16 protein-coding genes and 1 pseudogene are annotated in these 20,180 nt (G+C 72.3%); 4 read left to right on the top strand and 13 right to left on the bottom strand.

Features of this window, described 5'->3' with window-relative positions:
* Positions 1–125: 125 nt before the first annotated feature.
* The 4 genes from FIV43_RS01970 to FIV43_RS01955 all read right to left on the bottom strand — a co-directional run bounded on the left by FIV43_RS01970 (position 126) and on the right by FIV43_RS01955 (position 4,184).
* On the bottom strand, positions 126–845 hold the full coding sequence (locus FIV43_RS01970; RefSeq protein WP_231123625.1) for a TIGR03936 family radical SAM-associated protein: 720 nt from the start codon (positions 843–845) through the stop codon (positions 126–128).
* Between the two features lie 70 nt (positions 846–915).
* Positions 916–2,397, bottom strand: a complete 1,482-nt coding sequence (locus FIV43_RS01965) for a hypothetical protein (RefSeq protein WP_141012767.1) — start codon at positions 2,395–2,397, stop codon at positions 916–918.
* A 73-nt stretch (positions 2,398–2,470) separates the two neighbouring features.
* Entirely contained in the window at positions 2,471–2,836 is a 366-nt protein-coding gene (locus FIV43_RS01960) for a hypothetical protein (protein WP_141012766.1), read from the bottom strand.
* 130 nt (positions 2,837–2,966) lie between these two features.
* Positions 2,967–4,184: a winged helix DNA-binding domain-containing protein gene (locus FIV43_RS01955; protein ID WP_141012765.1), complete on the bottom strand. Its 1,218-nt coding sequence runs from the start codon at positions 4,182–4,184 to the stop codon at positions 2,967–2,969.
* A gap of 47 nt (positions 4,185–4,231) precedes the next feature.
* Here FIV43_RS01955 and FIV43_RS01950 point away from each other — a divergent pair, with 47 nt between their 5' ends.
* Complete coding sequence (locus FIV43_RS01950) at positions 4,232–4,957, top strand: DUF4190 domain-containing protein (protein ID WP_141012764.1); 726 nt, start codon at positions 4,232–4,234, stop codon at positions 4,955–4,957.
* Between the two features lie 130 nt (positions 4,958–5,087).
* On the opposite strand, the pseudogene FIV43_RS01945 reads toward FIV43_RS01950, so the two are convergent.
* Positions 5,088–7,081, bottom strand: a pseudogene (locus FIV43_RS01945) (TIGR03960 family B12-binding radical SAM protein).
* Between the two features lie 91 nt (positions 7,082–7,172).
* Here FIV43_RS01945 and FIV43_RS01940 point away from each other — a divergent pair.
* The 3 genes from FIV43_RS01940 (at position 7,173) to FIV43_RS01930 (ending at position 10,886) form a co-directional block, all read left to right on the top strand.
* Positions 7,173–8,291, top strand: a complete 1,119-nt coding sequence (locus tag FIV43_RS01940) for a calcium:proton antiporter (protein WP_141012763.1) — start codon at positions 7,173–7,175, stop codon at positions 8,289–8,291.
* Positions 8,292–8,502: 211 nt separating this feature from the next.
* Entirely contained in the window at positions 8,503–9,207 is a 705-nt protein-coding gene (locus FIV43_RS01935) for a hypothetical protein (RefSeq protein WP_141012762.1), read from the top strand.
* 74 nt (positions 9,208–9,281) lie between these two features.
* Positions 9,282–10,886: an FAD-dependent oxidoreductase gene (locus tag FIV43_RS01930; RefSeq protein ID WP_196781047.1), complete on the top strand. Its 1,605-nt coding sequence runs from the start codon at positions 9,282–9,284 to the stop codon at positions 10,884–10,886.
* 48 nt (positions 10,887–10,934) lie between these two features.
* Here the strand turns inward: FIV43_RS01930 and FIV43_RS01925 are convergent, their stop codons facing one another.
* The 8 genes from FIV43_RS01925 to FIV43_RS01885 form a co-directional block, all read right to left on the bottom strand.
* Positions 10,935–12,596 (bottom strand): copper resistance CopC/CopD family protein, encoded by a 1,662-nt coding sequence (locus FIV43_RS01925; RefSeq protein ID WP_181407647.1) that lies wholly within the window; start codon positions 12,594–12,596, stop codon positions 10,935–10,937.
* Positions 12,597–12,604: 8 nt separating this feature from the next.
* Positions 12,605–13,333: a YcnI family copper-binding membrane protein gene (locus FIV43_RS01915; RefSeq protein ID WP_141012760.1), complete on the bottom strand. Its 729-nt coding sequence runs from the start codon at positions 13,331–13,333 to the stop codon at positions 12,605–12,607.
* A 112-nt stretch (positions 13,334–13,445) separates the two neighbouring features.
* On the bottom strand, positions 13,446–14,060 hold the full coding sequence (locus tag FIV43_RS01910; protein ID WP_141012759.1) for a cell division protein FtsQ: 615 nt from the start codon (positions 14,058–14,060) through the stop codon (positions 13,446–13,448).
* A 43-nt stretch (positions 14,061–14,103) separates the two neighbouring features.
* Positions 14,104–15,309: a rod shape-determining protein RodA gene (gene rodA, locus FIV43_RS01905; protein WP_141012758.1), complete on the bottom strand. Its 1,206-nt coding sequence runs from the start codon at positions 15,307–15,309 to the stop codon at positions 14,104–14,106.
* Positions 15,306–17,429: a penicillin-binding protein 2 gene (gene mrdA / locus FIV43_RS01900; protein ID WP_231123624.1), complete on the bottom strand. Its 2,124-nt coding sequence runs from the start codon at positions 17,427–17,429 to the stop codon at positions 15,306–15,308. The genes rodA and mrdA overlap by 4 nt, the downstream gene beginning before the upstream one ends.
* On the bottom strand, positions 17,426–18,034 hold the full coding sequence (gene mreD / locus FIV43_RS01895; protein WP_141012757.1) for a rod shape-determining protein MreD: 609 nt from the start codon (positions 18,032–18,034) through the stop codon (positions 17,426–17,428). The genes mrdA and mreD overlap by 4 nt, the downstream gene beginning before the upstream one ends.
* On the bottom strand, positions 18,031–19,035 hold the full coding sequence (mreC, locus tag FIV43_RS01890; protein WP_231123623.1) for a rod shape-determining protein MreC: 1,005 nt from the start codon (positions 19,033–19,035) through the stop codon (positions 18,031–18,033). Before mreC ends, mreD begins: the two co-directional genes overlap by 4 nt.
* Positions 19,035–20,036: a rod shape-determining protein gene (locus FIV43_RS01885; protein WP_141012756.1), complete on the bottom strand. Its 1,002-nt coding sequence runs from the start codon at positions 20,034–20,036 to the stop codon at positions 19,035–19,037. Before FIV43_RS01885 ends, mreC begins: the two co-directional genes overlap by 1 nt.
* Positions 20,037–20,180: the final 144 nt, after the last annotated feature.

Raw genomic sequence — 20,180 nt, 5'->3', positions numbered from 1 at the left:
TGCCTCTCACCCGGCGAGAACGTCGTCGAACCGACCAGCGCCAAGCCCCTTGCGAGGGCCCCCGGAGGAGCGCGCTGGGTGTCGGTCTGTGGCGAGTATCGCACAAGGCCGCGAGGCCTTCGGCATCACCGAGGAGACAGCGGGTCGCCGAGGGTCTCCTGGGCGCGGTCCAGCACTCCCTGGGCGAGGCGGGTGAGCAGCGCATTGGCCGGCGGCGCCCACCCGGTGGCCTGGCGCAGTCCGGTGAGCACGTCGTCGGGACGTACCGCCGGCACCGCATGCTCCAGCAGGAGGTCGATCGCTCCGGCGTCGTCGATGGCCATCGTGACCACCGCCCCCCGGCAGTCAAAGGTCCGCAGGCCCTTCTTCGTCATCCGCTCGACCTCGACGGAGTCGGTCGCCAGGAAGGCCGCGACGGCCTCGGCGGCTCCCTCGGCCGGGTCCTGACGGGTCTCGATCCGCCAGCGGCTCCCGGTCAGCAGGTCCGAGAGCGACCCGCTGCGGCTGGTCGCGCTGTCGACGACCGCCACCACGTCGAGCCCTTCGGGCAGGGCCTCGTCCAGGGCGGTGCCGACCGCGTCGGCCTCCCGCACCTCGGCGAGGGCGAGCTCCACGTACTCGGACTCGGTGGCGGCGCCGGTCGGCGAGGCGCCGGCGTAGGAGATCCGCGGGTGCGGGTGGAAGCCCGAGGAGTAGGCCATCGGGATCCGGGCCCGGAAGACGGCCCGCTCCACCGCGCGGCTGACGTCGCGGTGACTGGTGAACCGCATCCGCCCACGCTTGGCGTAGCGGATCCGCAGCCGCTGCACCGGTGGTGCCTGCTGCTCGGGTTGGGCGCGACTCACCGACGTGACTCCTCTGGATCGATCACCGGCACTCGGCCGGACGACCCATGGATCCTAAGGCCGTCGCCGATCACGAAACGAGGCAGAGGTCGAGTCGCTGGTGGGCGGGTTGGGGGTAGAGCTCGCCGTGGATGGTGCCGTCGCGGGCGCGGATGAGTTCGACTCTGGTGGTGCCGTGGGGTGTGACGACGCGGGCCAGGCCATGCGGGGTGACCCAGCGGTGGGCGGCGAGTCCGAGTGGGTGGACCTGGTAGCCGGTGTGGGTCTTGGTCCGGTGGTGGGTGCGGGTCAACGGGGTGGTGTTCAGATCACTCGTCTGCCCACTGGTCTGAGCGGGCTGGCCGGGCGGCCCGCTGCTGTCGTAGGGGGTGGCGTGGTCCAGGTCGACCCGGCCGGAGAGGCCGGCGGCGCTGGTGCTGTGCGGGAACCCGTCCCCGGCCGCGTGGCGTAGGAGCACCCGTTGCCGCATCACGGTCGGGTGCTCATAGGCGGTGACGGTCTCGATGGTGTTGAGATCGATCACCGGCTGGAGTCGGATCTCGCGGTGCCGGAGCAGCGCGGTGAGCTGCTCGAGGAGCAGCGGCCCGAGCCCTTCGACCCGCGCCACACCGCCCACACCACCGCCATGTCCAGCGCCGAGGGCATGGAGGGCGAGGGCGGAGAGGTGTACGTGCAGCACCCCCGACCGACGCCGACCCCGCGGCTTGACCTCACCCGCGGGCTCATCACGGTCGGCGTGCTCGGCTGGATCGAGGCCGTCGAGGAACGCGACCGCGTCATGCGGCCGCGACAGCAACTCGAACGCTTGGGCACGGAGCTCGCGGCGCGAGGGCTTCTCCTCGCCGTCGGCGGGCTCGACATGCTCGGCGAGCGCGTCGGCGAGGTCGTCGAGGACCGCGTCGATCTCGACCGCTGTCCCGATCGGGAGGCGGGCGTTGATCCGCCGCGTCCCCGGCTGGGCATCAAACACGTCAACCGTGTCGCCGGCCTTGGTGCGCGAGAGCCAGACACCGGTCTTGGCGTCCTCCGCAGCGATCCGGGCACGGTGGGCGTCGGGGTCGGCCTCGATCACCTTCGCCTCCGCGACCGTGAGCATCCGCTGTGGACCCTCACCGACCGCGGCAGCGACCGCGTGGTCGACCAACCCGACCCGGTCGCGGTCCAGTGGCCGGGACAGCTTGGCGGCCTTCAGCGCCGCCCACGGCTCGCACTCCCCGGCCACGACTCGCGCCCACGTCAGCGGGAGGCGGTGGCGCAGGTCCAACACGTCACCGGCGAGGTTGCGGGTCGCGATCACACCCTTCTCCAGTGCGATCGCGAGCTCGCCGAAACAGAGCTCGGCGACCTCCGGCGTTCCCTCACCACCCACCGCGATCAGCCGGTCGCCACCGTGCTTGACCGGCACCGCCCCCGGCAGCGCCTGGGGGTCCTCCCCGTGCCGGTCGCACCAGGCCAGCACCACCCGGAGCTGCTCGACCTCCATCGCCCGCACCCCTGACTCCGCCGCAGCCAGCAGCTGCGTGGTCGAGAGATCGTCGGAGAGCGAGGCCATGCCTCCATTGTATCGAACAACAGTTCGAACCAGAAGGGCTTCCCGCCATGAGACTGAGAGCGAGCTCAAGACCTCAACGGGCCGCCGGTTGACGCCTCCTGAGCCTGAGTGCCACCTCGGAGACCACCAGGGCGGCGCCTGCGCCTGCACACAACACCAGGAAGGACCCGATCGGCCACAGACCATCGGAGCTCGGGCGCGAAGCGGCATCGGCCGAACAGGCGATCCAGAGACCGCCGGAAACGCCGAAGGCAGCCGGGCGCGGAGCGAGTCGCCATGCCAGCAGCACGGCGAGGATGAGCAGTGACAGGGCGAGACCCGCAACCTGCTGAGCGTCGTAAGGGCCGGTTTCGACGTTCGAATCACGACCTTGCCGATAAGGCGCGTGCCAGCCCAACCAGATCAGGTACAGAGCGACCGCGCCCAGCGCGCCGCCCACAGCGGCCCCCCAGTTGCTCGGGTCCGAGCGCTCGCCAGGCCCCATTTCCACCGTCACTCCACGCCCTTTCCCACCCACTGGTGTCGCCCAGCCTGCCTCCGTCGGGCGACGAGGATCCGAGTAGCCGTACTCAGGGCAGCCGGGCCTCCTTCATCTGCGGGGAGGCATACACATTCGTGATCCGCACGCCGTCGAGCCAGGACGTCAGACGCGCGGCCTCACCCATGAGCGCTTCCCGCGCCTCGCCCGGCACCTCGTTGCCGAGGACGGTGTGCACCACGGCATTGTCGGCCTGGACCCAACAGCCGACGATCCGCCCGTCCCACCAGGCGGTGTTGCCGGCGTTGCCGTTGGTGTCGAAGAGGTAGGGACGCTGGTCCGGATCGAGGTAGAAGTCGCGGTGCTTCCACCCCATCACCGTCGAGTCGAGAGTCGGCAGCAGGGCCGCCCACGGCTCCGGGCGAGACACCGGGTCGAGGTCGTCGGGCAACAGCCAGCCGATCGTCCCCCCGTCCAGACCGACCGGTACGGCGGAGACGTCGGCCAGTGCGCGGCGCACCACGGACCTGGTGCCGCCCAGCCACCAGACCAGGTCGTCCTCGGTGCCGGGGCCGAAGGTCGCCAGCCAGCCGCCGACCAGCCGCGCATACCCCTCCTCGGAGGTGGTCGGCGTCGGCAGGCCGGCGCCCAGCCAGTCGGCGGTCCGCAGCCACACCGGCTTGTTGAGTCGCCAGTGACCCGCGTTGACGCCGCGGACGAGGTCACCGGCGGCGCCGAGGGTGGTCAGCAGGTTGGGCCCGATCGGCACCTCCCCCGCCCACTTCTTCCCCGGCGTGCCGCGGCTGACCCGACCGGCCAGCGCGGGCACCTCTTCCCGGATCCGCACCGCGGTCCGCGGACGTCCGTCGGCGAGCAGGTCGAGCACCGCCCCGGTGACCTCGGCGAGCCACGCCTCCGGATCGTCGGCGAGGCCGGCCCGTGCCACGTCGCGGAGCAGCTGACCCCGCTGCTGCGTGGCCACCCGGGCCGCCGCGCTCCCCCAGACGGCGGGCAGCAGGTCACGGGGGAAGGCGAACAGCGTGCGGCGCATGGCCAGCTGCTTGACCAGCGTGCGGTCGTCGTAGAGCGCGGACTCGACGGTGTCGAGGGTGAGGCCCGCGACCCGGGCCCACAACCCGAGGTGGACCGTGGGCGCCTCGGTCGCGTGCAGCGCCACCATCGCCGACGCCGCCTCGCCCACGCTGTCGAACGGACGGGCCAGCCCGTGGCGGCGACCGAGCCGCGCGCGGCGCTCCGCGTCGTCGACGTGGCGGACCGGGACGGGCGTCGTGGACTTCCTCGATGGCACGTGGTCATTGTCGCGGTGGGCGCCGACATCACCGTAGGGTGCAGCGCGTGAGCGACCCCAACAATCCCTACGGCCCGCCCAACGGTTCGGACCCCTACGGCCAGTCGAGCGGCGGCAACCCCTACGACCCGCCGGGCGGCAGCCCGAACCCCTACGGCCAGCCGCAGTACGGCACGCCGTACGGCGCCGGTGGGTACGGCGCTCCGGGCACCGAGGCGAAGACAGACGGGGTCTCGATCGCGTCGTTCGTGCTGAGTCTGCTCTGCTGCACCGGCCTGATCGGGATGATCCTCGGCTTCGTCGGCCTCTCGCGGACCAAGGACGGCAAGCGCAAGGGCCGCTGGATGGCGGTGGCCGGCATCGTCATCGGCGCCGTCACCCTGGTCGGCGCCCTCGCCGTCGGCGCGATCACCTTCTTCATCGCCGACCAGGTGGTCACCCCGGGGAACGCCGAGGTCGGCCAGTGCGTCGACATCGAGGACGTCGACGGTGACGTGGCGATGGTGAAGAAGGACTGCACCGACGAGCACGACGGAGAGATCGTGGGCGTCGCCGACATCACAGCCGACAACCGCGACGACGTCGCGGACCGGTTGAGCGAGTACTGCAGCGAGGTCGTCTCCGCCGAGGACCGGGCGACGATCGACGAGTTCTCCTCAGCGAACGGCACGCTCCAGTACCGGGCGGTGACCCAGGACCCCGACGACGTGGAGGCCGGCGACCGCCTCGTCTGCTACGTCGAGGGCGACGACCTCACCGAGCCGATCCTCTGACGCGTTGAGTTGGGGTTTCGGGCCCATCGAGTAGTGCCTTCGGGCAGCTCGACGGCCCGAAACCCCAACCGAAGGGGCCCGAAACCCCGACTCAAGGGGCCCGAAACCCCAACTCGACCTTGCGCGAGGGTCAGACGACCGAGAGCGGGAGCAGCTTCTTGCCCGTCGGGCCGACCTGGATCTCGGTGCCCATCTCGGGGCAGACGCCGCAGTCGTAGCAGGGGGTCCACCGGCAGTCCTCGACCTCGATGTCGGCAGAGCCGTCGGCGACCGCGAGGGCGTCCTCCCAGTCCGACCACAGCCAGTCCTTGTCGAGGCCGGAGTCGAGGTGGTCCCAGGGCAGGATCTCGTCGTACTCGCGCTCACGGGTGGTGAACCAGTCGAGGTCGACCCCGCTGCCGGCGAGGGCCTGCGTGGCGGCGTCGATCCAGCGCTCGTAGGAGAAGTGCTCGCTCCAGCCGTCGAACCGGCCGCCGTCGCGCCACACCTGCTCGATGATCCGGCCCACCCGGCGGTCGCCCCGGGAGAGCAGTCCCTCGATGATGCCCGGCTTGCCGTCGTGGTAGCGGAACCCGATCGCGCGGCCGAACTTCTTGTCCGCACGGACGGTGTCGCGCAACAGGGCCAGCCGCTCGTCGGTGGTCTCCACGTCGAGCTGGGAGGCCCACTGGAACGGCGTGTGCGGCTTGGGCACGAAACCGCCGATCGACACGGTGCACCGGATGTCGTTGCGCCCGGAGACCTCGCGGCCCTTGGCGATGACCTTCTTCGCCAGCTCCGCGATCTGCAGCACGTCCTCGTCGGTCTCGGTGGGCAGACCACACATGAAGTAGAGCTTCACCTGCCGCCAGCCGTGCGAGTAGGCCGTCGCGACGGTGCGGATCAGGTCCTCCTCGGTGACCATCTTGTTGATCACCGCGCGCATCCGCTCGCTGCCGCCCTCGGGGCGAACGTCAGCCCGGAGCGACGGCCGTTGCGGGAGAACTCGTTGGCCAGGGTGATGTTGAAGGCGTCCACCCGGGTGCTGGGCAGCGACAGCGAGACGTTGGAGCCCTCGTAGCGGTCGGCCAGGCCCTTGGCGACATCGCCGATCTCGGTGTGGTCGGCGCTGGACAACGAGAGCAGGCCGACCTCCTCGAAGCCGGACTTGCGCACGCCGTTCTCGACCATGTTGCCGATGGTCTCGATGGACCTCTCGCGCACCGGGCGGGTGATCATCCCGGCCTGGCAGAACCGGCAGCCGCGGGTGCAGCCGCGGAAGATCTCCACGCTGAACCGCTCGTGCACGGTCTCGGCCAGCGGCACCAGCGGGTTCGCGGGGTAGGGCCACGCGTCGAGGTCCATCAGGGTGTGCTTGCGGACCCGTTCCGGAGCGTCCGGGTGGTTCGGTACGACGCCGGCGATGGCCCCGTCGTCCCCGTAGGTGACGTCGTAGAACGCCGGCACGTAGACCGCTCCGGAGGCGGCCAGGCGGCGCAGCACCTCGGCGCGTCCACCGGGGCGGCCCTGCTGCTTCCACTCGCGGACCAGCTCGGAGATCTTCAGCACGACCTCCTCGCCGTCGCCCAGCACGGCGGCGTCGACGAAGTCGGCGATCGGCTCGGGGTTGAACGCGGCGTGGCCGCCGGCGAGCACGATCGGGTGGTCGTCGGTGCGGTCGGCCGCGTGGATCGGGATGCCGGCGAGGTCGAGCGCGTTGAGCATGTTGGTGTAGCCGAGCTCGGTGGAGAAGGAGAGCCCGAAGAGGTCGAACGCCGCGACCGGCCGGTGCGCGTCGACGGTGAACTGCCCGATGCCCTCGGTGCGCAGCACCTGCTCCATGTCCGGCCACACGGCGTAGGTCCGCTCGGCGACGATCCAGTCCCGCTCGTTGAGCACCTCGTAGAGGATCTGCACGCCCTGGTTGGGCAGGCCGACCTCGTAGGCGTCGGGGTACATCAGCGCCCAGCGGACGGTGACGCCCTGCTCGGTGGTCGCGCCGCAGTCCCAGTCCTTGACGGTCGAGTTGAGCTCGCCGCCGACGTACTGGATCGGCTTGGAGACCGACAGCAGGTGCGGTTCGAGACGGGCGAAGACGGACTCGACGGTCTCCCCCACGGGCTGATCCACGGACTGGCTGGACATGCGCACCAGGGTAGTCGCCGCTGCCGCCGATGGCCCGTTCACGATCCGTCCGCCGACGGGGCCCCCGACCACCGCCCCGTAGGATCTCGCCATGAGCGCGACCACGTCCGGCCGGTTCGGATGGACGGTCGCCACTCCCCTGCTCGCCGCCGTGATCCTCGCCCTGACCTGGGGGAGCAAGCCGGGGCTCCTGGTCAGCGCCGTGGTCGCGGTCGCGCTGATCGCGGCGGTGCTCGCCGCGGTGCACCATGCCGAGGTCGTCGCACACCGCGTCGGTGAGCCGTACGGCTCGCTGCTGCTCGCGGTGGCCGTGACGGTGATCGAGGTGGGCCTGATCGTCACGCTGATGGTCTCCGGCAGCGGCGACTCCTCGACGCTGGCCCGCGACACCGTCTTCGCCGCGGTGATGATCACCCTCAACGGCATCGTCGGCATCGCGCTGCTGGTGGGGGCGGTCAAGCACCACCTCGCCGAGTTCAACCCCGAGGGCACCGGCTCGGCCCTGGCCACCGTGGTCTCGCTGGCCGGTCTGACACTCGTGGTGCCGACCTTCACCACCGGTGCCACCGGTCCGGTCTTCACCGGCTCCCAGCTGGCCTTCGCGGCGGTCGCTTCGCTGGTCCTCTACGGCGGGTTCGTCTTCACCCAGACCGTGCGCCACCGGGACTTCTTCCTGCCGGTCAAGACCGGCGCCTCGGCCCAGGGGACCTCGCCCGCCGACGAGGACGGCGACGGTCACGCCGACCCGCCCACCAGCCGGGAGGCGCTGATCAGCCTGGGGCTGCTGGCCGTCGCCCTCGTCTCCGTGGTGGGGCTGGCGAAGGTGGAGTCCTACGCCATCGAGGACGCCGTCGACTGGCTCGGCCTGCCGCACGCGGTGGTCGGCGTCACGATCGCCCTGCTGGTCCTGGCGCCGGAGACGATCGCCGCCGTGCGCGCGGCGCTGCGCGACCGGGTGCAGATCTCGCTGAACCTCGGCTACGGCTCGGCGATGGCCTCGATCGGCCTGACCATCCCGGTGATCGCGGTGGCGTCGATCTGGCTCCCCGGCGAGCTGGCCCTCGGTCTGGAGCCGGTCCAGCTGGTGCTGCTGGCCCTCTCCGCCGTGGTCAGCGTCCTGACGGTCGTCCCCGGCCGGGCCAAGCCGATGAACGGCGCGGTGCACCTGGTCCTGCTCGCCGCGTTCCTCTTCCTCACCGTCTCGCCGTGACCGCTCGCGCGCTCGCCTCCGTCGCGGTCCTGCTCGGCCTGACCCTGGCCGGCTGCGCCGACGACGAACCCGCTGCCGACCCGGACCGGCTGGTCCTGGTGCCCCCGAGGACGGGGCCGGGCACACCCACGCTCCCGGCGAGGGCCACTCCGAGCCGATCGGCGACGGCAGCACCGCCTCGGCCGGCGGCTACCGGCTCACCGACGTCGAGGTGCCGACTCGAACAGACGGCCCCGGCGAGGTCTCCTTCCGGATCCTGGACCGGACCGGGGAGCCGGTGACCGACTACACCGAGGAGCAGACCAAGCTGCTCCACCTCTACGTCGTCCGCGACGACCTGGCCGTCTTCCGCCACCTGCACCCGGTCCAGGACGCCGAGGGGACCTGGCGGGTCCGTGCGGATCTCGGCTCCCCCGGGGACTACCGGGTGCTGGCCGAGTTCGTGCCGACCGAGGCCGGCCGACCGGTCGCGCTCGGCGCGGACGCCACCGTGCCCGGTCGCCCCCGCACCTTCCCCGCCGACGACGGCGAGCCGGGCACCGGCGATGACGGGGTGGTGCGCGCGACGGTGGAGGGCAGCGCGGAGGTCGGCGACGACGGCCGGCTGCGGATCCTGATCAGCGACCTGTCCGGCGCGCCCCTGCAGCTCGGCAGCTATCTGGGCACCTCCGCCCACCTCACCGGCTTCCCGCTCGAGGGCACCGTGACGGGCGGCACCGGGACGGGCGGCACCGGGGAGGGCGGCTTCGTCCACGTGCACCCCTACGGCGAGCCCGAGACGGTCGAGGACGGCACCCGGCTGACGTTCCACACCACCTTCTCCGCCCCGGGCGCCTACCGGTTCTTCGTGCAGACCAGGGTCGAGGGCTTCCTGCACACGGTCCCGGTCGTGGTCGAGGTGGGCGGGACGGCCTGACCTGCGCGCCGTCCGCGGCGCCCCTGTCCCGGAAGGGTCTTGCGCCGCCCCGGCCGATGCACTACGCAAGGGAGATGGACGCTGACTGGGTCGTCATCGGATCGGGCTTCGGCGGCAGCGCCTCCGCGCTCAGGCTGGCCGAGAAGGGGTACGACGTGGTCGTGCTCGAGCAGGGCCGTCGCTTCGCCGACGACGACTTCGCCGGCCGGATGTCGCATGCGCCATCGATGATCTGGCGCCCCGAGCTCGGTCTGCGCGGGATCATGCAGCTGATCCCGTTCAAGCACATGATGGTCGCCGCCGGGGCCGGGGTGGGTGGTGGCAGCCTGGTCTACGCCAACACCATGTACCAGCCGCACGACGACGACTTCTACCGGCACCCGCAGTGGGCCGAGCTCGCAGACTGGCGCAGCGCCCTGGAGCCGCACTACGCCGAGGCCAAGCGGATGATGGGCGTCGTCGACTACGTCGGCGACGGTCCCAGCCCGGCGATGTTGCGCGACGTCGCCGACGAGTTCGACCTGCACAAGAAGGCGCGCAGCACCCCGGTCGCGGTCTACTTCGGGGAGCCGGGCGTGACCGCGCCCGACCCCTACTTCGGTGGCGACGGCCCGGCCCGCACCGGGTGCATCCGCTGCGGCGAGTGCATGCTCGGCTGCCGCTACAACGCCAAGAACACGCTGACCAAGAACTACCTCCACCTCGCCGAGCGTGCCGGGGTGCGGATCCAGCCCGACTCCAAGGTCACCGACATCCGTCCGCTCGGCGCCGCGGACGGTCGCGACGGCTACGAGCTGCAGATCCGGCGACCCGGGCTGGGGCGGTCGAACCGACGCACGCTGCGCGCCCGGGGCATCATCGTGGCCGCCGGGCCGTACGGCACGAACGAGCTGCTCGCCCAGTGTCGTGACCGCGGGTCCCTGCCCCGGATCTCCGATCGCCTCGGCACCCTGGTCCGCACCAACTCCGAGGCGATCGTCGCGGCGACCGCGGACGACCCCGGCGCCGACTACCGCGACGACATCGCGATCACCACCAGCATCTACCCCGACGAGAAGACCCACGCCACCAACAACACCTACGGCGACGGCGGCGACCTGATGGCGCTGATGTTCGCGCCGTTCACCTCCGGGGAGGACCCGCACCGCGGTCGGACCACCCTGAAGCTGATGCTCGCCGAGCCCCGCAAGTGGCTCTCGCTCCGACGGATCCGGGGCTGGTCGCGCCGCACGGTGCTGTTCACCGTGATGCAGAGCACCGACCAGTCGATGCGCTTCACGCTGCGCCGGGGACTGAGCAGGTGGGGCGGGGTGCTCCAGTCGGCGCCCGGCGCCGAGCCGCCCTCCACCCACCTGCCGATCGCGAACGCGGTCGCCGAGAGCGCGGCGAGGCGGATGGACGGCTATCCGCAGTCCTCGCTCTACGAGGCGCTGATGGGTGCCCCGGTGACCGCCCACCTGCTCGGTGGGGCACCGATCGGCGCCTCCGCGGAGACCGGGGTCGTCGACGCGGACCAGCGGGTGTTCGGCTATCGGAACATGCTGGTCTGCGACGGGTCCGCGGTGCCGGCGAACCCCGGGGTGAACCCGTCCCTGACGATCCTGGCGATGACCGAGCACGCGATGAGCCGACTCCCGGAGAAGCAGACGTCCGACTTTGCGGCGTCCGCCGGCGCCTGAGGGGCTCCCGCGACGGACCCGTCGGGGCCGTCCGGCCGGAAGGCGTCGTCAGTCGACCTCGACGTCGAGCGTGGTGACCGGGTTGGTGAACTCGTCGATGCGGACGCTGACCCGCACCTCCCAGGTGCCTTCCCGCGGGAAGACCAGGTCGGCGACGTAGGTGCCCGCGCCGTCCGGCACCACCGGGATCTCACCCAGCTCCAGGTCGCCGGAGGAGACCGCGACCGTCGGCGCCCCGTAGAGGTCGACCGGCTCGCCGGTCTGGTCCTGGATCTGGATGCTCAGCCGTCGCTGCCAGCCGTCGGCGTCGTCGAGCACGGCGAGCACGCGGTAGTCGTCGGCCGCGCCGGTGGCGACTCCGGTGCTGGCCGCCGACGGCGCCTCGGACTCCCCGCTCGGGGACTTCTCGACCAGGAAGCCGGTGACACCGAGCACGCCGACCAGGAGGAGGGCCTCGGCGCCGACCGCACGTCGTACCCGACCGACGGCGTGGCGTTGCTGGTCGTGGCCGATCACCGAGACCGCCGGCAGCAGCCGGAACCGGTTCCAGGCCGCGACCAGCGCGACCAGGCAGGCGATGGCCAGCTTGACCAGCAGCAGACGACCGTAGGTGGTCTCGACCAGCGCCGACCACGAGCCCAGGATCCGCCAGCCGAGCAGGGTGCCCGTGACCGCGAGGACCAGCAGCAGCCCGGCGGCCACCACCGAGAACCGGGCCAGTACGACGCCCGCGTCCCGGGCCCGTCCGCGCATCGACCCGAGCACCAGGGTCAGGCCGACCAGTCCGCCGAGCCAGGTGGCGCCGGCGAGCAGGTGCAGGGCGTCGGTGAGCACCAGCAGGGTGATCGGCTCGTAGGCGCGGGTGTGGCCGACCAGCGCCGGGGAGACCACGGCGGCCGCGGTGAGCAGCTCCACCGCGAGCGGGGGCCGGCCCGCGGTCACCCGCTGCGCGGCGAGTGCCAGTGCACCCAACCCGACCGCCTGCAGGGCGAGCACCACCAGGTCCTCGCGGATCAGCGCGACGTCCCAGATGCCCGAGTCCACCAGGCCGTCCGGGCCGAGGCCGAGCTGGTAGGCACCGGCCAGCGGCACCAGGAGCAGCGCGGTCAGCACGGCGACCGCCGCGCAAGTGCGGAGCAGGCCGGCCAGGCGTCGCCGCACCTCCGGTCGGAGCCGGACGTCGGCGGCCGCCCTGCCCACGAGGAGCATCAGGCCGCCGGCGACGAAGAGGGCGAGGTAGTTGACGGCCGTGACCACGGCGCGCACCGCCGCGGTCCACGGATCGTCGTCACCGTCGCCGAGCTGGGGCGGGACCACGTTCGGGCTGGGCGCACCGATGTGGAAGGTGAGGGAGCCGGCGACCGGATGGCCGTCGGCCGAGACGATCCGCCAGGCCACCACGTAGGTGCCGTCGTCGAGGCCGTCGGGCAGGTCGACCAGGAGCTCGGTGTCCCGCGCCGATGCTTCGTCGACGTCGACGTCCTCCCCCGCTGCGTCGAAGACCGCGATCCCGTCGGGCACCAGCGACACCGGCTCGTCGAAGGTGAACCGGACCTCCGCCGGCGCCTCCTCGAGCACCGCCCCCTCGGCCGGGTCGGAGGAGACCAGGCTGGCGTGCGCCGACGCCGGCGCGGCCGCGCCGATCACCCCGAGCAGGGCGATCAGCGCGACCAGGGCGAACCGCCCGAGCGCCGGCACCGGCGTACGCACCGGGTGGGTCAGCCCTTCGAGCCGCTGCGGGCCAGCGCGACGCCGCCGACCACGATGCCCAGGACACCGGCCACCAGGCCGGCGATCGCCAGGCCGTTGCCGTCGGAGTCGCCGTCCTCGGCGGCATCCGCGTCGGTGTCGCTCTCGGTCTCGGTGCTGGCCTCCTCGGCGGTGCCGTGGCCGTGGCCGTCCTCGGTCGCCTCGGTGACGCTGACCGTCGGCGCCGGGTGCTCGAGTTCCTCCTCCGAGCCGCCGTCCTCGGCGACCTCGGTCCAGGCGGTCTCGCCCTTGGTGCAGGACTGGATCACCGGGAACGCGAGGGTCTCCCCGGCGGCGTCGGGGAGCTGGACGGAGAGCTCGAGCGTGTCGCGCTCGCCGTCGGGCAGCGGCGTCTGCGCGGTGTAGACGACCTGGGAGACCCGCTCGGTGATCTCGTTGCCGTGGGCGTCGGTGATCGGCTCGTCGAGGGTCTCCATCACCTTCTCCACCGAGTAGAAGGGGTTGCGGGTCGGGGTCACCGACGGGATCTCCTCCGGCATCTGGATCGCGACCTTCGTGGTCGGCGAACCGTCGCAGCCGTGCGGCACGCTGAAGGTCAGCACGGTGTAGGCGCCCGCGGCGGTGTCGTCCGGGGTGACACCGACGTGCGCCGAGGCGATCGGGGTGACGCCGAGGGCGAGGATGGCGGTCGCGGCGCCGGTGGCGCCGAGCGGCAGGAGGGTACGACGAAGGGTCATGGTGGAGCCTCTCCGGACCTCTGGGTCCGTGGACGTCGGCCTGGCGGTTCCAGGCCGGGGGGTGGTGAGCGGGCAGGACGCCACCGGCCACCGCTCCCTCGTCCGGGAGCGCTCAGGCCGGCAGCGGCACCACCGGCGGCCCGCGGGTCGGGGCGACGGCGACGTGCCGCAGCGCCGGCGCGAGGCGGGTCGTCCGCGGCGCCCGGAGACGCGGGGCCGGGTGCGGGCCGGCCACCGCCGGATCCGTCCAGCTCACCAGGACGGCCACCGCCCTGCGGCGCAGGCCCCAGCTGAGCGCGGCGCAGGCGCCGGCGACGGCGTGGGCGAGCAGCATCGGCCAACTCAGCCCCAACGGGGCGGCTCCCGCCGGACCGACCACGTGGGCCGTGTGGGCCGCGTGCTCGGCCGCCGGAGCCATCGCGTTCAGCCACCCGTGCAGCACGACCTGCACCAGGACCAGGCCGGGGGCGGCGTACCGGATCGGCAGGCTGCGGCCGAGCACGACCAGGCCGGCGCCGTACACGAGCGCGGCGAGGACGATCAGCGAGCCGGCGTCGGGCAGTGTGCCGCCCGCGGCACCGTGCGCGAGGAGCAGCGCGGTCAGCGTCTCGGCGGTGGCCAGGGCCGCCGCCACGGGGGCGGCGTCGCGCGGCTCGCGGCGCAGGGTCAGCCCCGAGCCGTGCGGGTTCGCACGGTCGGCGTCCCGCCACGGGTCCAGGCTCGGCACGCGGACATTGTGCCGGACGCCGGTGGGCACGATCGGATGCGGGTCAGCGGTGGACCAGGACCCGCTTGGTGGGCTGCAGGCGCGCGGCCGGCGAGGCGAGGGTGCGCAGGTGGATGTTCTGCAGCAGGCCGATCGCGAGCATGCCCGCGAACATCGACGACCCGCCGTAGGAGACGAACGGCAGCGGCACCCCGGTGACCGGCATGATCCCGAGGCACATCCCGATGTTCTGGAAGGCCTGGAAACCGAACCAGCAGGCGATGCCGGCGGCGGCGATCCGGCCGAACACGTCGTCGCTCTGGCCCGCGATGTGCAGCGCCCGCCAGAGCACGATGCCGAGCAGCACCACGATCAGCAGGGCGCCCGCCAGGCCGAGCTCCTCCCCGGCGACGGTGAAGACGAAGTCGGTGTGCTGCTCGGGGACGAAGCCCGCGCGGGTCTGGGAGCCGTCGAAGAGGCCCTGCCCGAAGAGCCCGCCGTTGCCGACCGCGATCCGGGCCTGCTCGACGTTGTAGCCGGCGCCGCGCGGGTCGAGCTCGGGGTCGGTGAAGGCGAGGAACCGGTCGATTTGGTAGTCGGCGAGGAACCCGCTGAGCACGGCTCCCGCGGCGACGGCGACGCCGCCGAGGCCCAGGCCCACCAGCCAACGGCGGTGAGCGCCCGACGCCGCGATCACGCCGAAGACGGTGGCGGTCAGCACCAGCATCGTCCCGAGGTCGGGCTGCGCCAGGATCAGTACGGCGGGCAGGCCGGCGACGGCCAGCATCAGGACCACGTCCGTGGTGCCCACCCGCTCCCGCCAGCGACCCTCGTGACGCTCCGCGACGACCAGCGCCATCCCGACCACCACCGCCAGCTTGGCCAGCTCGGAGGGCTGCAGCGAGAGTCCGCCGAGCATCAGCCAGGAGCGCGACCCGTTGACGGTGCTGCCCATCACCAGGACCAGGACCAGCCCGACCACGGCGAGCAGGTAGGCCACCGGGGCGAGGATCCGCACCCACCGGTGGTCGGTGGCGGCCACCATCACCATCAGCACCAGACCGATGCCCAGGTTGACCACCTGCTTGGCCAGGAACGCACGCTCGTCCCCGCCGGTCAGGTCGTCCCGGTTGACCGTGGCCGACCACACCAGCAGGCAGCTCATCACGCCGAGGGCGATCACGGCGCCGAGCAGGATCCAGTCCAGGTCGGCCCAGCGGCGCAGGTCGACGGTGCGACGGGAGACGGTGCTGCGGCGTGGCTGGGTCATCGCTGGTCCTCGCGGGCGGGCGGCAGGATGGAGCCGTCGCGGCCGAACTCCGGCAGCGCGTCGGGCTGGGTGGTGCCGGGGATCGCGCTGCTCGCCGGGTCGACCCGGTCGCCCTCGACGCCGTACAGCGCCTCCCAGATGGCACGGACGCCGTCGCCGGTGGAGCCGGAGCCGGTGCCGCCCTGGCTGATCATCATCACCACGACGTAGTCGTCGGTGTAGGAGGCCACCCAGCCGGTCGACTGCTTGCCGTAGACCTCCGCCGAACCAGTTTTGGCGCGGATCTGCACGTCGTCGAGCGGGAACCCGCCGAGCTTCCAGGCCATGGTGCCGGTGCGGCTGACACCCTTCAGTGCCTCGTCGATGTAGCCGAGCACGGAGGCCGGCAGGTCGACGTCGCCGCCCTTGCTCGGCTTGATCCGCTTGATCACCTCACCCTTCGGGGAGACGATCGCCTTGCCGACCCGGGGCTCCCAGAGGGTGCCGCCGTTGGCCAGCGCACCGTAGGCGCGGGCCAGCTGCAGCGGGGTGACGATGGTGTCGCCCTGTCCGATGGCGAAGTTCGCGGCATCGGCCTCGCGGTACTTGTAGCCCTCGACGCAGAACTCGTAGGCGAACTTGTAGACGAAGTCGCTCGTCTCGGTGTCCTGCGGCTTGTCCGAGATCCCGCAGTAGTAGTCCTTCATGGACCGGTAGTAGTCGCGCTTCCAGGCGCGGTCCGCGATCCGGCCGGAGGCCTCGCCGGGCAGGTCGACGCCGGTGCGGGAGCCGAAGCCGAACACCTTCGCCTCCTCCACCAGCGGGTCCTTCGCCTTCACGTCCGCGGGGTCCGAGCCGTACTCACGCCAGTAGCCGGTGCCGACCTGGTAGAAGAAGGTGTTGCAGGAGACCTCCAGCGCCCGGGCGAAGGTGACCGAGCCGTAGGCGCCGGACTCGTGGTTGTGGAAGTCGCGGTTGCCGATCCGGATCGCCGAGGGGCACCCGAGCACGGTGCTGGTGGAGTAGCCGTTGGTCAGCGCGCCGGCGGTCATGAACGGCTTCCAGGTCGAGCCGGGCGCGAACTGGCCCTGGAACGCGCGGGCCAGCAGCGGGGTCCCGGCGGCCTCGGAGTAGAGCTCCTTGAGCTTCTTCGACGAGATGCCGCCGACCCACACCTGGGGGTCGTACGTCGGCTGGCTCGCCATCGCGACGATCCTGCCGGTGTCCGCCTCCATCACCACGGCGGCGCCGGAGTCGGCCTCGTAGTTGCGGCCGGTGACCTCGTCGAAGGTGCCGCGCGCGGTGGTGATCATCGTGTTCAGCTGCTTCTCCACCACGGCCTGGACCTTCGCGTCGATCGAGGTCACCAGCGTGTCCCCCGGCTGCGCGGCGGTCGCGTCGACGTCGCCGAGGACCTGTCCCTTGGAGTTGACCGCGACCCGCTGGTAGCCGGGCTGGCCCCGCAGCCACGCGTCGTAGGTCTTCTCGACCCCGGCCCGTCCGACCACCGAGGCGCCGTTGACCGAGCTGTCCTCGGCGTCCTCGGCCGCCTCCAGCTCGTCGGAGGTGATCGGGCTCAGGTAGCCGAGCAGGTGGGCGGCGTTGATCCCGAACGGCGACGGATACTCCCGCACGCTCTGCTGCTCCACGAGGACCCCGGGAAAGTCCTCGGGCTGCTCGGAGATGCGCAGCGCCTGCTGCTCGGTGACGTTCTCGGCGACCGGCACCGGCTGGTAGGGCGAGCCGTTCCAGCACGTGCCCGGCACCGCGCCGTCGGTGCCGCACAGCGCCAGCTTGCGCTCGATCGCGGCGGGCTCCAGGTCCAGCACGTCGGCGGTACGACGCAGCAGCTTGCGCCGCTGCCCGTCGTCGAACCGGCCGAGCAGCGTGGTGTCGATGGAGACCACCCAGACCAGGCGGTTGGTGACCAGGGGTCGGCCCTGGGAGTCGACCACCAGCCCGCGCTGCGGCTGCACCACCACGTCGCGGATCGACTGGGAGGCCGCCTGCCCCTGGTAGTCCTCCCCGGAGATCACCTGCAGGAAGTACAGCCGGGCGCCGAGGGTGGCGAGCAGCGAGAAGACGAGCGCCTGGAGGACGATCAGGCGCATCCGGCTGCGGCGGGAGGTCGTGGCGCTCACTGCACCGTCCGTCGGAGGTTGGCGGCGCGCTCGCTGCCCCAGCCGGGCGAGACCCGGCCCGGCGGCGCGGTGCCCATCCGTGCCACCGCGCGGTGGGCCGCGAAGAGCAGCGGCACCACCACGAGCGCGGCGACCAGGTCCAGCGCGATCGACATCAGCACCACCGGGAGCAGGTCGGAGAAGGGCATCGAGGGGTCCCGGAGCAGGACGCCGCTCAGCGCGTAGATCGAGGTGCCGAGGAAGGAGCCGCCAATCACCGCGACCAGCGCGACCCACCAGTTCGGCCGGGTCTCCTCGCCGCCCTCGTGGTCGTGGCTGAGCCGCCCGACCACGTAGCCGACGACCGCGAAGGCCAGCGCCCAGCGGCCGGCCAGGTGGTCCGCCGGCGGCGCCAGGTCGAGCAGGAGACCTGCGGAGAGTCCGGTGAGGGTGGCGAACCGCGGGTCGGTGGTCAGTGCGGTGGCCACCACCACGAGCAGCAGCAGGTCCGGGACCAGGCCCAGTCCCGCGTCCGGCCAACCCAGCCGGGGCAGCACGGTGGTCTGCAGCAGCAGCGCGAGCAGCACCGCGACCGAGGTGACCACCAGACGGCGGGTGCCCTTCATCGCTCTCCCCCGATCCGGGCCGAGCCGTCGGCCTCGATCACCCGCGGCTGGGTGCCCGACGGGACCACCACGCCGACCAGGTCGAGCGCGGTGAAGTCGACCGCCGGGTCGACCACGGCGCGATAGCTGGTCTCGCGGACCGACTCGAAGACCCGGGTGATGGTGCCGATCGGGACACCGGCCACGTAGGGCGCGCCACCCTCGCTCCCCCAGGTGAGCACCATCTGACCGGCCTCGGGCTGGACGGCCTCGTCGACCAGGTCCAGGTCGAGCGTCCCGTCGTCCTGGAGACCACCGGTGCCGCGCACGAAGCCGAGCTCGCCGTTGTCCCCGATCCGGCCGCCCACGGTGGAGCCCCGGTCGGTGATCAGCCGCACCGTGGCGGTGTGCCCGGTGACGGCGGTGATCCGACCGACCAGCCCCTCCGCCGCGACCACCGTCATGTCGGGGTGCAGGCCGGAGTCCGAACCAGCGTCGATGGTGACCGTGTCGGAGAAGGCGGCCGCCGGCCCGATCCCGATCACCCGCGCCGGCAGCAGGGCGTAGCCGGTGTCGCCGGCCATCGCGCGCAGCCCGTCGAGCTGGGCGATCCGGTCGTCGTCGTATCCGGCCTTGGCGAGCTGTTGGGTCAGCGCGGCGTTCTCGTCCTCCAGCCCCTGGACGCGCTCGCGCAGCTGCTGGTTGCCCTGCAGCGCGCCGGGCAGTCCGACCACCGGGCCGACCACGGTGTTCACCGCCGCCTGCATCGGGCCGACCACCTCGCCGACGACACGACGGACCGGCTCCACCGGTGAGCTGTCGCCGCCGGCCTTGTCGACCACCATCAGCGTGACGCAGCCGAGGACGACCGCGGCGACCAGGGACCGGGACGGGCCGGATCGGCGCTGCCGCTCACGGCTGGAGGCGCTGCGTCGTACCGGGTCGCCGGCGCCGCGCAGCCCGGAGACGGCGCCCTCGCTGAGGCGGTCCGGCCGACGCGGCGGCATCGTGTCGAGCGTCATCAGAACCGCCGCGGGTTGGTCACCAGCACCTGCTGCAGGGCCTCGAACTCCTCCACGCAGCGGCCCGCGCCGAGGGCGACCGAGACCAGCGGATCCTCGGCCACGTGGACGGGCATCCCGGTCTCGTGGCGGATCCGTTCGTCGAGGCCGACCAGCAGCGCACCGCCGCCGGTGAGCACGATGCCGCGGTCCATGATGTCGCCGGCGAGCTCGGGAGGGGTCTGGTCCAGGGTCACCCGGACCGCGTCCACGATGTCGTTGAGCGGCTCCTCCAGCGCGTGGCGGATCTCGGCGGAGGTCACCTCGACGGTACGCGGCAGGCCACTGACCATGTCGCGCCCGCGGATCTCGCCGTTGGACTCACCCGAGCGCGGGAACGCGGAGCCGAGGCTGATCTTGACCTGCTCGGCGGTGCGATCGCCGAGCATCAGGCCGTGCTCCTTCTTCATCCAGGCGACGATCGCGGCGTCCAGGTCGTCGCCGGCGGTGCGGATCGAGAGGGAGGTGACGATGCCGCCGAGGGAGATGACGGCGACCTCGGTGGTGCCGCCGCCGACGTCGACGATCATGTTGCCGGTGGCCTCGTGGACCGGCAGCCCGGCCCCGATCGCGGCTGCCATCGGCTCCTCGACGACGTACACGCGGCGGGCGCCGGCCTGGTAGCCGGCCTCCTTGACCGCACGCTGCTCGACCGGGGTGATCGAGGACGGCACGCAGATGACCATCCGCGGCTTGGCGAAGTAGCGACGACGGTGCACGCGGGCGATGAACTGCCGCAGCATCTGCTCGGTCGCCTCGAAGTCGGCGATCACCCCGTCGCGCAGCGGGCGCAGCGCGGTGATGTTGTCCGGCGTGCGCCCCAGCATCTGCTTGGCCTCGTGCCCGACCGCGATCACCTCGCCGCTGGCCTCGTTGATCGCGACCACGCTCGGCTCGTCGAGCACGACCCCGCGGCGGCGCACGTAGACCAGCGTGTTGGCCGTGCCGAGGTCAACGGCCATGTCCCGACCGATGATGGAGTTCGCCCTCACGCGTCGCCTCGCAAGCCTCGCCGGATCCGGGGTGGATCCGATCGCACGCTCAGGGGAAGCCGACCCACCGGGTCAGGGCGGTCGGAGAGGCCGAGCGTGCGTGCGATCCGACGG

The organism is Nocardioides sambongensis, from assembly GCF_006494815.1.
Taxonomy (GTDB): Bacteria; Actinomycetota; Actinomycetes; order Propionibacteriales; family Nocardioidaceae; genus Nocardioides; species Nocardioides sambongensis.
The sequence above is the reverse complement of the archived record's forward strand: the minus strand, read 5'-3'. Positions and strand labels throughout refer to the sequence as shown.